This is a genomic window from Hyphomicrobium sp., assembly GCF_019753045.1.
Taxonomy (GTDB): domain Bacteria; phylum Pseudomonadota; class Alphaproteobacteria; order Rhizobiales; family Hyphomicrobiaceae; genus Hyphomicrobium_B.
The window spans coordinates 1-13067 of sequence record NZ_JAIELN010000030.1 but is presented as its reverse complement, the minus strand read 5'-3'; the positions used below and the strand labels follow the sequence as shown (position 1 = coordinate 13067).

Sequence of the window (13067 nt, the reverse complement as noted above, 5' to 3'; positions counted from 1 at the left end):
GATGGCGTCGTCCCAAGACTTCCGCCATTTCATCTCCCATTTTCGCGTTAGATCAGCCTGCTGATCAAGCGTGGTTGCCGGATTGGATAGGCGCTCCACCAAAACAGACGTGTCGTACCGCAATTCGGACGCCGTATCGCGCATGTCCAATAGTCGTTCGATCACTTGCTCAAACGATGCCGAATTCTTTAGGACATTTAACGCTAGCGGGGGAACGTCGAGTTTGACGAGTCCTCGCGCTGGTACGCCGTTCCGCTGAATTTCGGTATGCAACGTGCGGGCATCATCCGCTAAGCGGCGGTTGCGGTGGACAAGATCGATAATTCCGTGCTCGAATTTAGGGCGCCGATTGACGCCAAAATTATGGAGATTGCGCAATAGCACCGTTGCGGGTCTGCCAAACTTTGCTTCGGCGCCAAGCAGGCGCGTTACCTCAAGGTCCGCATCTTCTATCGACGCAGCGGTCAGCATGTCTCGGCCGGCGGCTTGCGCAGCCGCCCGCATCGCGGTCGACGATGCCTCGGTTCGCACGGGGCGAAACGGTTCCGTTAAGACGTGGAAAACGCCTTCGTCGATGAGCGGTTGAATAGCCGCTAAGTAATGCTTGGGTGTCGTCTCGGTTTTTCCGACCAGAACGATGTGATCACGCAGAACGATCTCGTCAATCAGCGTGCACAAGTCCGCGAATTCGACCGGGTAAAACCGCTGCCGAAGATGATAGAAGATTTTCGAAACGCCACTAAGATCGGCAAGGCCGACGTTTGGCGGGAATGCCGAATGCTTGATAAGAACCATGCTGGCCGTGATGGGGGCGGATCATTGGAGAGGCTCCATTATAGCAGCCGTCGGGTGCCGGTTGGCAGCAATATCGGGAATCATCCACAGCGCAGGTAGGCCTATTTATTTTATCGACGTCGGCCGAACGTGCATGCATCGTATCGAGCGCTTCCTGTGCTGAGTTTGGTGTTACGACCTCACGTTCCTACAAAATTTTTCTGTGGGTGCTCCACTTTGGAGCGTCGGCCAACTCGGTTGCGTGGTTATGTCCCGAGGGATAAACGGCCGAATCGCATGAGGGATAGACAAATTGCATGTACATTCGATTCGGTTGAAGAATTTCCGACGATTTGCGGACACGCGAATCGATTTCGCCCATGACCTGACGATCTTCGTAGGCGCCAACAACAGCGGGAAGACGTCGGCCACTCACGCCATCGAACTTTTCCTTTCGGGCGGTAAGGAAAAGTTCACGGTTTACGACTTTTGCGCGGACTGCTGGACCGATTTCGAGAAATACCCTGTCGAAGGGGCGGCCGACGCGAAGGTCGAATTGCCGGCCATATCACTGGATGTCTGGATCAGCGTAGACGCGGACAATCTCTATCGCGTAGTCGAGCTATTGCCGCGCGCAGCTTGGGAAGGATCGCTAGTCGGACTTCGGATCGAATTCGCGGCCAAGGATGCGGCTCAGACACTCGCGAAGTTCAGGGCGAAGGCGACGGAAGCAGCGAAATTCGCAAAGACCAAGGAAAATGACGGGCAGGACTACAGGCCTTGGCCGCGCAATATGCGCGATTATTTATCGCGGGAACTGAAGAACGAATATGGTATGCGCTACCTAGTTCTGGATGAGGCGCAGCTCAATGCGAAAAGTGCCGACGGGGCCGATACGCCCAAAGAGATAATCGGTGATGCCGAGCGATCAGGACACGCCGTCATCAACTCGCTGATAAAAGTTGATTTCCTCAGCGCGCAGCGCCACTTGAGCGACGGGAACGCTCAGGCGAGAACGGAAGACCTCTCAAAACGGCTGAGTCGATTTTACACACGCAATCAGAAGAAGCGGGAAGACGATCACAATGCTCTGAGAGCGCTCGCGCTTTCAGAGGACCAGCTCACCAATCACTTTGCCGATGTGTTCAGCGACACGTTCAAAGCGCTCCGGAAGCTTGGTTATCCGGGCCTTGCAAACCCCACACTTGAGGTCCGTGCGGCGCTCAAGCTGGAGCGCCTCATGGGCGACCAGCAGGCGAAAGTTTACTATCTGCTCGAAGAGGCGACCGCCGAAGCGGAAGCTCTCGCACTTCCTGACAGCTATAACGGCCTTGGGTTCAAGAACCTCATCTATATGGGCGTTGAACTCCTAGACCTGCATTTGGCCTGGTCCACCACTGAGGAAGACGAGGAAGATAAGCGGCAGCCTATTCATCTCATTTTCATCGAGGAGCCGGAGGCGCACATGCACGCCCAGCTCCAACAGGCATTCGTGCGCAAGCTCACTGACTTGATCCCACCCACAGGTGGTGACGGCTTCGAAACGCAATTCGTGATTACTACACACTCGGCGCACATTCTCTATGAGCGTGGCTTCCAGCCGATCCGTTACTTCAGACGCTCGCCAGAGACCGGTGCAAAGCAGAGCTCGGCCGTTTTCAACCTATCGGTGTTTTACGATCAGAACGAGCCCGACCGGGATTTTCTGCAGCGCTACCTGAAGCTTACGCATTGCGACCTCTTCTTTGCGGATGCGGCCATTCTGGTTGAAGGAAACGTCGAGCGTCTCGTCCTGCCGCTGATGATTACGCAAGGCGCCAAGAAACTCGGTGCGGCCTATCTGAGCATCCTCGAAGTGGGCGGCGCTTTTGCCTACCGTTTCCGCAAACTAATTGAATTCCTCGGACTGCCGACGCTGATCGTAACCGACCTCGACAGCGTGTATCCACCATCGCCGAAGAAAGAAGGAGAGGAGGGAGCAGGAGAGGGTTCAAGCTCTGAAGGGACAGAGGACGCTGAAGAAGAGGAAGACGAGGGCAAAGACGCAGCAGTTGAAAAAAAGCTCAAGCCTAGGTCAAAATGTCCCGCCGGCACACCAGGCGCAATCACAGCGAACCAGACCCTGCTCCAATGGATTCCCGGTAAGTCACTGGTCGATGAGCTCCTCGCAGCACCGGCCGGCGACAGACTTCGGGTTCCCACGGCGGATTGCGGCGCACATGTGATGGTCGCCTATCAGTGCCCTGTGACTGTGACATGGGGCACCGACACGCTCGAGCTCAAGAGCCGTACACTTGAGGAGGCGTTCGCCTACGAAAATCTCCTCTGGTGCCAGAAGAAGGAGCATCATGAGGTCGGACTCCGTTGGGCCAAATCGTCTACAATATCGCTCGAGCATCTCGCCGCGAAAATCCACAAGCGGGTGAAGGGCGAAAGCTTCAAGAAGACGAACTTCGCCCTAGGGCTCCTTGCTAGCAACGATGCGAGCTGGGTTGTCCCAACCTATATCCAACAGGGTCTGGACTGGCTCTCGACGCATGTCTCGATCGGCGACGAGACGATCGAGGAGGCCGACGCGAAGCTTGAGCCTGCTCCTGGCGCAGCCCGCAGCGCTGGGGAGGCTGCGGAATGACGAGCCGTGCAGGCAAGCCGGATACATCTGCTGATATTGAACTTCGGACCCTCCTTGACGCTGACACTTCTACAGGGTTCGTCATGGTCTCGGGCGCTGGCTCTGGGAAAACCACTTCGATCGTCAAGGCTCTCGATCATCTTCGAAAAACACGCGGGCCGTACCTTCGCCAGCGGGCCAAGAAGATTGCCTGCATCACTTACACCGAGGTCGCTGTCGGTGAGATATGGGGCGACGTCGGGAACGATGCGCTCTTCCATGTTTCGACCATTCACAGTTTTCTTTGGACCGCCATTAAGCCTTTTCAGGCAGACATCGCGATCTGGGTGGATCGTCGGCTCGATCAGAAAATTGCCGACACTGAAGAGACGATCGCAGCCTTCACAAACCGGACGCAGGCGAAGACGCGGGTTCAGGCTGCGGCCGATATCGAGCGCTACCGCGAGCAGAAACAGAAGATCATCTCTGTTGACCGTTTCACCTACGGCGTCGGGAGTGACTACCCCAAAGGAATTTTGGGGCATGATGATGTGATCAGACTGTCGACCGAGCTTATCCGCACACAACCTCTCATCGCCAGGGTCGTAGGTCAAAAATTCCCTTTCGTTTTCGTTGACGAGAGCCAGGACACGGCTCCTGACGTGGTTGAGGCGCTCAAGGCAATATCGTTAGAACTGGGTTTGAAGTTCTGCCTCGGCTTCATCGGCGACCCGATGCAAAAGATTTACACTGCGGGCGCAGGCGCGATTGAGCCTCTCGCAGGATGGAAGACGATCGAAAAGCCGGAAAATTTCCGGTGCCCGGTGGCAGTTCTGAACGTCATCAATAATATCAGGGCCAGCGGCGACGGTCTGACCCAGACGGGCGGCAAGACTGAAGTCGTTGGAGAAGAGCGAAAGCCCGTTAAAGGCACAGCAAAACTTCTTGTCGTTCCAAAAGACGACCGGAGCGGGCGGTTGGCCATGGCTCGCCAATGGTTAGCGGATCAACATGTCGATCCCCTTTGGCTTAGCGATAAGCCGGAGGCCGATGTGAAGGTGTTGGTTATCGCACACCGCATGGCTGCCAGCCGCCTTGGTTTTGCCGAGCTTTACGAGGCTTTCCACGACAAGACGTCTGAAGGGCTGAAGGATGGGTTCGATGATGGCTCGCATTGGTCAGTGCAACCCTTGCTGAAAATTGTGATGCCGCTGGTCTTGGCTAACAGAGCCGGCGACCAGTTTGAGGTGATGAATCAGTTGCGCCGCTTCGCTCCTTCCCTTCAGCGGGAGCACGTGCGGGCGAACTCCTTGCCGACGATCCTGAAGGAGCTGGACGGAAGGGTGAAGTCCCTCGCCGAGGCATGCGGCGCAACCTCAGCCGTCGCTGCGTTCGAGGCGCTGAGGATTCTTCGGGATGGAGGGATGTCGAGGCTAGACGATCGCCTTCTGACGGCGATGGCCGAATACAACGCATCCGTTCCACCTACAGGCTCAGGCGACGCGGCATTTTTGCAAAGGCTACTTCACTCTCCCATGAAGGAGCTTTGGGGCTACAGGGCCTACATTGAGGAGCAGTCGCCCTTCGAGACGCATCAGGGGGTCAAGGGCGCCGAGTTCAGCCGAGTCCTGACTGTCCTCGATGATGAGGAAGGTCGCCACAACCAGTTCTCATACGGGAAACTTTTCGGCATCACGCCTCCGTCCGATACGGACCGCACCAACCTGCGTAAGGGCAAAGAGACAACTTTCGACCGCACACGGCGTCTGTTGTATGTGTGCTGCTCGCGCGCTGGCAAAGATTTGGCTGTGATTTTCTTCGCGGACAACCCGGCGGCGGCGCAAGCCGCGATCGCGGGCCTCGGACTGTTCCCGGCCGAAGACGTCCACAATCTCGAAGCTTTTGATGCCGATCGGATGTTAGCGTCTAGGGCTCAAAGCGAGAATTAGAACTCTGGCCGTCGGTCGGCCATACGGACGACGCTAAAAACGTTTCAGATGGTTCACTCGTGAAGTTTCAATTGCTCAGTTGTCGAGGTAAAGGCTGTACCTCGCGACCGCTAATTTATCTTCAACCGTTTGACTGTCGCGTCTTTAGCAGATGAAGAAAGAATTCCGCTGAACTCTCAAAAAGCGGACGTGGTTAGCGGTGGCCTGATCGCCTGCGATTGTTATTATGCTAAGGACCGCTCGTGGGATGATGCGAATGGCTGCGTATGGCGGCGATAGCCGACATAGGCCGAGGCTCATGCTCAGCGCAAAGATCGGTGCAGAGACGCCATCGCAATACCTCGATCAGGGACATCACCGGCAGCGGAGGTGCAATATGGCAGAGCGGACCAACATCTATATCGACGATCTGATCGACGCGATCGACGACTGGCAGGCCGGCTCCAGGAAAAAGGCGCGCAAGGCCGAGCGGCTGATTGAAGCGTCGAAACACTTTCCGGCCAGTTACCGCGAAGCGTCACCCGAGGTCTTCCGGCAGGTCCGCGGCAAGGCTTAGCTCGGGATAGGCGTCGCTCTTGACGCCATTCCCGAGTTCGTCTCCTCGTGGACAACATCGCTCGACGTGGCGCAGCACTTCCGGGAGAAAATCCCCGAGCGCACAAAGGTACTAATGATCTTCCGCTGCCAACCGGCGGCGGGCGACATTATACTCGACCTCAAAGCCGTCTATGCCGACCCCGATTTCATGGAGACGTTGCGCGCGACCGCCGAGCGCCTCGGGCGAACCTATAAAGGCATCGACCAATGGGATGGCAGCCAGAAGGAGATGGTGCTGCGTGAGACTGTGATCGGCAATGACAAGATCGTCTCGCTCGGCGCGTTCCGAGAATTGAGCGATGTGGTGCCCCCGATCGGGCAGCGCGATCCGGCCGCGCCTTCGGACGCGGCCATACTCAAGGAGCTAACGGGCACGGCGGTCACCGAGCATTTTTGGACGTCGCCGACCAGTGCCCAGGCCGGAATCCGCAATGTTGCCGAGCGCATGCAGGCGCACCCAAAGCATAAAGGCCTGTGGCCGGAAGAGCTTTGACAGGCTTTATGACGGTGTTTGCGCTCACGCCATGCCCGGCGGCCTCCGGCCGCTCGGCAAGCAAGCCGGCTCACTGCAGAGGCTGACCCGTCGCACTTAAACGGCCGCTGCGTCCCGACTTACCGCGATCTCGCTGTGATTTGACATTGTCAGTATTTTACTATATGATGTCTGACATGAGCGACGGACCGCACAAGAGTCTGCCCATGAGGCGGCCATGGAAGGGTTTGGCAAAGGTGGCCGACACCGCCAGTGCGACTCCCGCCGAAACTGTGCCCCGGATGCTCAATGCCCTCTCGGGCGATTGGCGCGAGGAGGTAAGTCCGGGCCTTATCTCCGCCCTGCGCGGGGTCTGCGACACCGCTGACCAGATCCCGATGTTCTCCGACCAACGTCACCCCGAGCTCGACCGGCTCGCACGCGAGTCGGTCGGCCGGCCGCTCGCGCTCTCCCTAATCGAATGTGCTGACCGCGCTATGGTAGCCGGGCTCCACGGCCCCGCAGCACTCGAGGATGCCGCGCGGCGCGCCCTCGATCTACGCGTCTGCCGCGGCTTCAGGCAGATGGAGGAGCACTACCTTCGGGAAAGTAACGAGCGTCGCGCATATCAACTGCGCCAGAACCTCGATGCCGCTGCGTCAGCCTCCGACCTCGGTGCATGGGCTCGTCGGCTGACCGGCATCGAAACGGGCTCCCGGACTGCCCCGCAACAGAAAATGGATGGCATCGACGACGGAGCGCCCCTATGAGCCCGAAGGATCAAATCGAAACGGAACCGCTGCGCTTGGCCGTCTGCGAGCAAGCCGGATGCCCCCGCAAGGGCTGGCACGACTGTGTGATTGGCGACCACATCCGCTTCCATACCGACGGACTGGAAAGCTATTGCTTTGCGGCTTCCCAGCCGCTCGGCTACGATCTTATGCTGGTCGCTGCCGCCGTCGAAGTCTGCGACAAGAGCCGACGCCGGCCGCGTCATGGATGGCGCCGCAGCTTCTCCATCGACATCCCCGTCCATGATCCGGTGCAGTGGCGGGACCCCGCAGTCGCAGATCGGCTGCGCGATGCCCTCGAGCTCCTGACTGGAGACGAGTGGGACCTCCACTTCCGGAGCCGCTCAACCCCGGTGCCGGCGCCCGCCGCCCCGATGCTTCCTCTGCCGATGCAGGTGGCAGCCGTCATGCCCTACTCCGACGGCCTGGACTCGCGCGCGGTGGCCACGCTTCTCGAACGCTCGCTTGACGGCCAACTGATCCGCGTCCGACTTGGTCCCGTCAATGACTCTGATCCAACCACTCGTCGCCAATTCGCGAAGGTTCCCTACTCGGTTAAACCGATCGGCAAAGCCGCAGAGTCGAGCGGGCGTTCGCGCGCCTTCAAATTCACTGCCCTTGCGGGGATTGCCGCCCGGCTTTCAGGCGCCAGCCGCATTGTCATGTCTGAAAGCATGCAAGGTGCCCTCGGACCGGCACTCGTCCCTGTAGCCCATGCCTACGAAGATTATCGCAACCATCCGCTGTTCACCGACCGGATGGCTGCGTTCCTCTGCGTGCTCTTCGGCCAGAGCTTCCATTTCGACTATCCGCGCCTCTGGAGCACCAAAGCGGAGACGCTTATCGCGGCGATCGCTGCTGACGCAACTGCCGCGCTCAAGCTGACGGGAACGCGCTCCTGCTGGCAGGACAGCCGGCAGGTCGCGTTTGACGGCCGCCGCCGCCAATGCGGAATCTGCGCCGCCTGTCTTCTCAGGCGCATGAGCCTACACGCGGCCGGACTTGAAGACCCGCCCGGGACCTATATCTGGGAGGACCTGTCCGCACCCACGTTCGCAGCGGCAGTTCTGACCGGTTTCAATCCCAAGAAAGTCACGAGGGCGCAGCGCGCGTATGCCATCGCCGGCGCGCTGCACATGGACCACTTGGCCGAACTTCACCGCACTCCGGCGAACGTCGAGGAGATCACCCATGCCGCCTATCGCCTTGCTCGTCCTCCGCGCCTCTCCGAGACCGAGATCGCATTGAAGATTACCGACGGGCTCGAGCGTCATCGGGCGGAGTGGAAGGCCTTTCTTGCGGCTGTCGGACCCGAATCGTTTCTCCATGCCTGGACGAAAGGAGACCAGCCATGACCCGTGATGGCCGGAACCTCAAACAGATCGGCGAACGCCTGCGTAAGGCCCGTGAGGTCGCCGGCATCACCCAAGCCGATGCCGCTGCCGAAACCAGCATGGCGCGAACGACCCTGGTTGCCATCGAGCAGGGGCAACGACGCGTCCGCATGGACGAAATCCAGCTTCTTGCCCGCCTCTACAAGACCTCTGCGAACGCGCTTCTGCGTGACGAAGCCGTTCATGTCGATCTCACGCCCAGGTTCCGAAAGGCCATCAATGCCGACGACGACGGCATCCATGAAGCCGTAACGCTGCTCTCCGACCTCGCGCGCGCCGAAGTCGAGCTGGAAAACATCCTGGGTATAAAGCGCTCCTTCAATTACCCGCAGGAGCGTCCCATTCTCCCCGGCGACGTCCGGCAACAAGCCGAGCAGGATGCCCTTGAACTCCGGCAAAAACTGGGCCTCGGTCTTGCTCCCATCCGGGACATGATCACGCTTCTCGAGATGGACCTCGGCGTACGCGTCTATGTTCGGCCGATCAATCCCGCGATCTCGGGGCTCTTCGCCTATGATGACATGCTGGGCGCCTGCATTCTCTTGAACGCCAGACATCCGCTTGCCCGCCGAAATCAAAGCGGCAGTCATGAAATCGGCCACCTCGTTGCCACGCGCCGCAGTCCCGAAGTCCTGCTTGAACATCCGTTTACGAATTCCCGCGAGGAGCGGTATTCCGATGCGTTCGGGCGCGCGTTTCTTACCCCAGGCCGCGCCGTGATGCAGAAGTTCCACGAGGTCACTGCCGGCGCCGCCCAGCTTACTCGCAGGCACGTCATCATCCTCGCCCACTTCTTTGGCGTGTCGCGCGAAGCGATCGTGCGTCGGCTGGAAGAGCTCAAGCTGGCTAGGGATGGGACGTGGGACTGGTTCGAGCGCAACGGCAAAATCACCGACGAGCACGAACGTCAGGTCCTCGGTGATCTCAAACCAGCCGACCCGCACAAGGCAGAAACCGACCGCCCTACCACGCTGCGCCTCGCAATGCTCGCTGCGGAAGCGCATCATCGCGAGCTCCTGACCGAAGGCCAGCTGGCCCGAATGCTCAAGCTCGATCGCGTTGAGCTACGTGCGATGCTCGATGGACTTGAGAATGAAGAGGGCGAGGCCGATGGCCAACTTCAGCTCAAGTGACTTCCGCCCCTACGTCATTGACACGAGTGTCGCGATCAATCTCGAAGCCTCGCACATCGCCGTCGAAATCTTCGAAGCCCTCGGTCGGCCGGTCGTTATCGTCGACACGGTTCCCGCGGAACTGGAGGGCGGCCGCGGCCACGGCGCCAAGGTCCACCACGCCATCGCAGACTGGCAGCGCCGTAGCTTGGCCATTGTGGTGCAATTGTCCGCCGCAGGGAACGAAACGTTCGAATCGCTGATCGCCGGCTCTGCCGCGGCAACCCTTGACGACGGTGAAGCCGCGACGATCGCGCATGCTGTTGATACCGCCGCCATCGCGGTCATTGACGAAGCGAAGGCCAGAAAAATATCTGCGGAGCGTTTTTCCGCGCTCGTCGTGGCAAGCTCGACCGACCTGATCCTCGATCCGCTCGTCCTAGCCGCGTTGGGGAAGGATCGTGTGGCCGATGGCCTGTTCTACGCTCTGATTGGCGCCCGCATGCGCGTGCCGCGCGAGCGGCATGCCGAGGTTGTCCACCTGATTGGCCGCGAGCGATTGCCCCAGTGCCTCTCGCTTCCCGCCTCCGTTCGCAGAACGACGTGATTGATTCCTGACGGCTCGACATGAACCCTCCGATTCCGGACGTGGTTGCTGGCGCCCTTGGCGTTGTCGATCGCGCGATGCTCGATGTCGGCAATTGGGATAAAGCGAGGGCTCTGCGAAATTTGCCAAACACGGCGAGCCAATGCTGGTGAGGCTATCGCCGGAGCAGGCTATTGTTTCACAAGGAGCGCTGTCGGATCTATATCCAATGCTTTTGCCAACGCTTCCAACGTGTCGACAGTTGGCGCGTTTTCTTCGCGTTCGACCATGCCGACATAGTTGCGATTAAGCCCGGCACGGTCCGCGAGCTCCTCTTGGGTCAGCCCCCGGTCCTGCCGCAGCCGTCTCAGATTTTGAGCTACGATCCGCCGAAGTTCCATGACTTCGACGGCAACCCATCGTTTTGAATTCCTCCACCTAGTATGCTAGGTATTTGCGGCACTTGAGGAAGACGCCAACAATGAAAACGACCGCAGCGCCTATGTCTCCGTTTGCAATCGGTCTCTCGGCCGATGCCGAGCGGTACGTCGTGAGTTGTGGAGAGGCAGGTTCTGACGCCCCGTTCGTGAGGCTTTTTATTCCACGTGACCTCGTCGACGCGGTTGCTTTCCAAGCTGGCGGTCTTGCGCTTGAAACCGCTGCAAACGGCGTGGTCACGGTTTTTGCCAATCACGGGGACGGAAGGAGTTTGGCGCAGGCTTCAATCGACGGATTGATTTCCGGTGCGCTCGAAGTCTTGGATCGCGACGATGACTATGTCGACCTGGGCGTGCTCGAAGAGAAACTCCAACGCAGCCTCGAAGCCGTCAGAATCGTTCGTGAAGGACTGCCACAGCACAAACGGTAGGTGCTTCGCCGGCTTAAAGCCGATCTTCGCGCCACATTCCGCTGTCGCTGACGTTCACGACATACGGTACGACAGGTCGCGAGAGTACCAACGTCACTTGGACGGCAAGCAACATCACCAGCGCCGCCGAACTAAGACCGGCCCTGCGCCAGATGACGTGCCGTGACCGCATCTCGACGACTCTGTCCGCCCATTCCTGCAGAGCGGAGTCGTAGGGCGAGGCGACCCCCCGCTTGCGTTCGGGTGCCTCGCGCTCGACCACACTGCTCGCAAACGTCACATGTCGGGATGGACTCCTTGGCCACAGGAACCACGCCAACGCGACGGCCTGGAGGACAACGGCAATTCCGAATGTCGCTTGGTAGGCTTCGACAGGCGGCCGACCCTCGATCGGGGGCCAGAGGCTCACCAACGCGCCGGTTGCCGACTGGATGAGAAACGCCCCGAACATGTGGAGGACATTGAGCGCGCCGTTCGCCCGGCCTGACATTTCCCTCGGAAAATATCCGGGCATGATTGCGTAGCTCAGCACCGTGGCCGCACCCGCAATAGCGATCACGATCAGGCTGACGGCAATGGGTACGGGGGTGCGGGCAATCAACGCAAGTTGCGCCAGGATGAATAGCAGTGCCAGCGACGTGAGTACGTGCTCGCGCGTGATGCCGCGTCGCTGTGCCCACTCTGCGCATGAGCCCAAGGCAAGCGCGCCGCCGGCAAGTGCCAATCCCATGACCAGGAGATAGCCGACGACGGCTTCACGCCCGAGGTGCTCAACATCGGTGAGCCACTGTGCCATCCACAGCCCCTGAAGAGACCACGCGGTTCCGACAACTGTTGCCGAAAGCGGCGCGAGGCGAAGAAAGCGCGGATCGCCATAAATGGCCTGCAGTCCAGCGGTCGCCATGCTCGCAGCCGGGTGCGATTGGCGCGGTCGTCCCGGTACCACGACAAAGATAAGCGCCGCCGACAGCACGCAAAGCGCCGCCAGCAGCAGAAAGATCTGCCGCCAACCAATAGCCGACAGGAGCAGGTCGGCTGGCACGGTCGCGGCGACGGCGCCGAGGGCCCCCGTCATGACGATCAGGCCATTCGCAAACGTGATCCGCTCGGCCGGAAACCAAACCACCGCCGCTTTGAGCCCGGCCATGAGCGCGGTCGCGATCCCAATGCCAATCAGCAGTCGCCCTACGATGAGTGCCGCGAGTCCGTCAGCGAACGCAAAGATGAGCGCGCCCAAAGCCGCGACGAGCAAAAACGGCGCTTGAACCCGTCGCGGGCCAAAGCGGTCCAGTAGCGCGCCCACCGGAAGCTGGACCAACGTCGTCGCCAAGAAATACATCGACGTGAGTAATCCCAGATCGGACGGCGTGACGTGGAGGTCGCGAGCTAACGGCTCGGCCATGAGCGCATTGATGGTTCGAAACACATACGACAGGAAGTATCCAAACGCGAACGGCCCGAGCACGAACAGGACGAGACCAGTCTCCGAAAGCGGTCCCGACGTCCTCGGTCGGCGTTTGGCCTCATGGCGAGGCGTCGCCGTAAAGCCGGGACCACGCAAGAGCCCCGGCCGGATTGAACCAATCTCGTGAATCGTCATGCCGGCGCCGCCCATCTGCGGAGCGCGAGATGGGCGAGCCGTGTCACGCCTGCCGTGCCATTTGGCGCGGCCGCATAGGCCCACAGCTGTCCGGCAAGATCCGGTGACAGTGGCGCGGACCGGCGCGTGTCCGTGGCGATCAGAATCGCCGTCGATCGGGCAACCGCAACGCATGTGGTGCCGACGAACAAGGCTTGTGCCAGGTCGACCGAGCAGCGGCCGACTTTCACCACACGGGTTCCGACCTCGACGGTGCCGGGCCAATGCATTTCGCGGAGGAACTCAAGATCAAGACGACCCAGAACGAACCTCG

The 13067-nt window shown here is 59.8% G+C and carries 13 protein-coding genes; 9 read left to right on the top strand and 4 right to left on the bottom strand.

Going from position 1 to position 13067, the window contains the following annotated elements:
• The coding region (locus K2Q04_RS21625; RefSeq protein ID WP_291167587.1) for a hypothetical protein at positions 1–795 on the bottom strand (795 nt) is incomplete at its 3' end.
• A gap of 292 nt (positions 796–1087) precedes the next feature.
• On the opposite strand from K2Q04_RS21625, the gene K2Q04_RS21620 reads away from it, so the two are divergent.
• The 8 genes from K2Q04_RS21620 to K2Q04_RS21585 all read left to right on the top strand — a co-directional run bounded on the left by K2Q04_RS21620 (position 1088) and on the right by K2Q04_RS21585 (position 10307).
• Complete coding sequence (locus tag K2Q04_RS21620; RefSeq protein WP_291167584.1) at positions 1088–3406, top strand: ATP-dependent endonuclease; 2319 nt, start codon at positions 1088–1090, stop codon at positions 3404–3406.
• Positions 3403–5334: a UvrD-helicase domain-containing protein gene (locus K2Q04_RS21615; protein ID WP_291167581.1), complete on the top strand. Its 1932-nt coding sequence runs from the start codon at positions 3403–3405 to the stop codon at positions 5332–5334. Before K2Q04_RS21620 ends, K2Q04_RS21615 begins: the two co-directional genes overlap by 4 nt.
• A gap of 376 nt (positions 5335–5710) precedes the next feature.
• On the top strand, positions 5711–5890 hold the full coding sequence (locus K2Q04_RS21610; RefSeq protein WP_291167577.1) for a hypothetical protein: 180 nt from the start codon (positions 5711–5713) through the stop codon (positions 5888–5890).
• 114 nt (positions 5891–6004) lie between these two features.
• A complete protein-coding gene (locus tag K2Q04_RS21605) occupies positions 6005–6424 on the top strand; it encodes a hypothetical protein (protein WP_291167574.1) in 420 nt (139 codons plus the stop codon).
• A 281-nt stretch (positions 6425–6705) separates the two neighbouring features.
• The gene (locus tag K2Q04_RS21600) at positions 6706–7173 is read left to right on the top strand and encodes a hypothetical protein (protein ID WP_291167571.1); all 468 of its coding nucleotides are present in this window, start codon (positions 6706–6708) and stop codon (positions 7171–7173) included.
• On the top strand, positions 7170–8549 hold the full coding sequence (locus K2Q04_RS21595) for a 7-cyano-7-deazaguanine synthase (protein WP_291167568.1): 1380 nt from the start codon (positions 7170–7172) through the stop codon (positions 8547–8549). Before K2Q04_RS21600 ends, K2Q04_RS21595 begins: the two co-directional genes overlap by 4 nt.
• A complete protein-coding gene (locus tag K2Q04_RS21590; RefSeq protein WP_291167566.1) occupies positions 8546–9721 on the top strand; it encodes an XRE family transcriptional regulator in 1176 nt (391 codons plus the stop codon). Before K2Q04_RS21595 ends, K2Q04_RS21590 begins: the two co-directional genes overlap by 4 nt.
• Positions 9699–10307 carry a hypothetical protein gene (locus K2Q04_RS21585; RefSeq protein WP_291167563.1) on the top strand — a complete coding sequence of 203 codons (609 nt, stop codon included), beginning with the start codon at positions 9699–9701 and terminating at the stop codon, positions 10305–10307. Before K2Q04_RS21590 ends, K2Q04_RS21585 begins: the two co-directional genes overlap by 23 nt.
• Positions 10308–10477: 170 nt before the next feature.
• Here the strand turns inward: K2Q04_RS21585 and K2Q04_RS21580 are convergent, their stop codons facing one another.
• Positions 10478–10687, bottom strand: coding sequence for a helix-turn-helix transcriptional regulator (locus K2Q04_RS21580; protein ID WP_291167560.1), 210 nt, complete (start codon positions 10685–10687; stop codon positions 10478–10480).
• Positions 10688–10767: 80 nt separating this feature from the next.
• On the opposite strand from K2Q04_RS21580, the gene K2Q04_RS21575 reads away from it, so the two are divergent.
• Positions 10768–11154 carry a hypothetical protein gene (locus K2Q04_RS21575; protein WP_291167558.1) on the top strand — a complete coding sequence of 129 codons (387 nt, stop codon included), beginning with the start codon at positions 10768–10770 and terminating at the stop codon, positions 11152–11154.
• A gap of 13 nt (positions 11155–11167) precedes the next feature.
• Here K2Q04_RS21575 and K2Q04_RS21570 read toward each other — a convergent pair whose 3' ends face one another.
• Together K2Q04_RS21570 and K2Q04_RS21565 are read right to left on the bottom strand one after the other, a co-directional pair.
• Positions 11168–12754: an MFS transporter gene (locus K2Q04_RS21570; protein ID WP_291167555.1), complete on the bottom strand. Its 1587-nt coding sequence runs from the start codon at positions 12752–12754 to the stop codon at positions 11168–11170.
• Positions 12751–13067 (bottom strand): thioesterase family protein (locus K2Q04_RS21565; protein WP_291167552.1); only part of this gene is annotated, 317 nt, incomplete at its 5' end. The genes K2Q04_RS21570 and K2Q04_RS21565, both read right to left, overlap by 4 nt.

Coding starts and splice junctions, on each gene's coding strand:
- K2Q04_RS21615 (WP_291167581.1), top strand. CDS start 3,403: ATGACGAGCCGTGCAGGCAAGCCGGATACATCTGCTGATATTGAACTT.
- K2Q04_RS21610 (WP_291167577.1), top strand. CDS start 5,711: ATGGCAGAGCGGACCAACATCTATATCGACGATCTGATCGACGCGATC.
- K2Q04_RS21605 (WP_291167574.1), top strand. CDS start 6,005: ATGATCTTCCGCTGCCAACCGGCGGCGGGCGACATTATACTCGACCTC.
- K2Q04_RS21600 (WP_291167571.1), top strand. CDS start 6,706: ATGCTCAATGCCCTCTCGGGCGATTGGCGCGAGGAGGTAAGTCCGGGC.
- K2Q04_RS21595 (WP_291167568.1), top strand. CDS start 7,170: ATGAGCCCGAAGGATCAAATCGAAACGGAACCGCTGCGCTTGGCCGTC.
- K2Q04_RS21590 (WP_291167566.1), top strand. CDS start 8,546: ATGACCCGTGATGGCCGGAACCTCAAACAGATCGGCGAACGCCTGCGT.
- K2Q04_RS21585 (WP_291167563.1), top strand. CDS start 9,699: ATGGCCAACTTCAGCTCAAGTGACTTCCGCCCCTACGTCATTGACACG.
- K2Q04_RS21580 (WP_291167560.1), bottom strand. CDS start 10,687: ATGGAACTTCGGCGGATCGTAGCTCAAAATCTGAGACGGCTGCGGCAG.
- K2Q04_RS21575 (WP_291167558.1), top strand. CDS start 10,768: ATGAAAACGACCGCAGCGCCTATGTCTCCGTTTGCAATCGGTCTCTCG.
- K2Q04_RS21570 (WP_291167555.1), bottom strand. CDS start 12,754: ATGACGATTCACGAGATTGGTTCAATCCGGCCGGGGCTCTTGCGTGGT.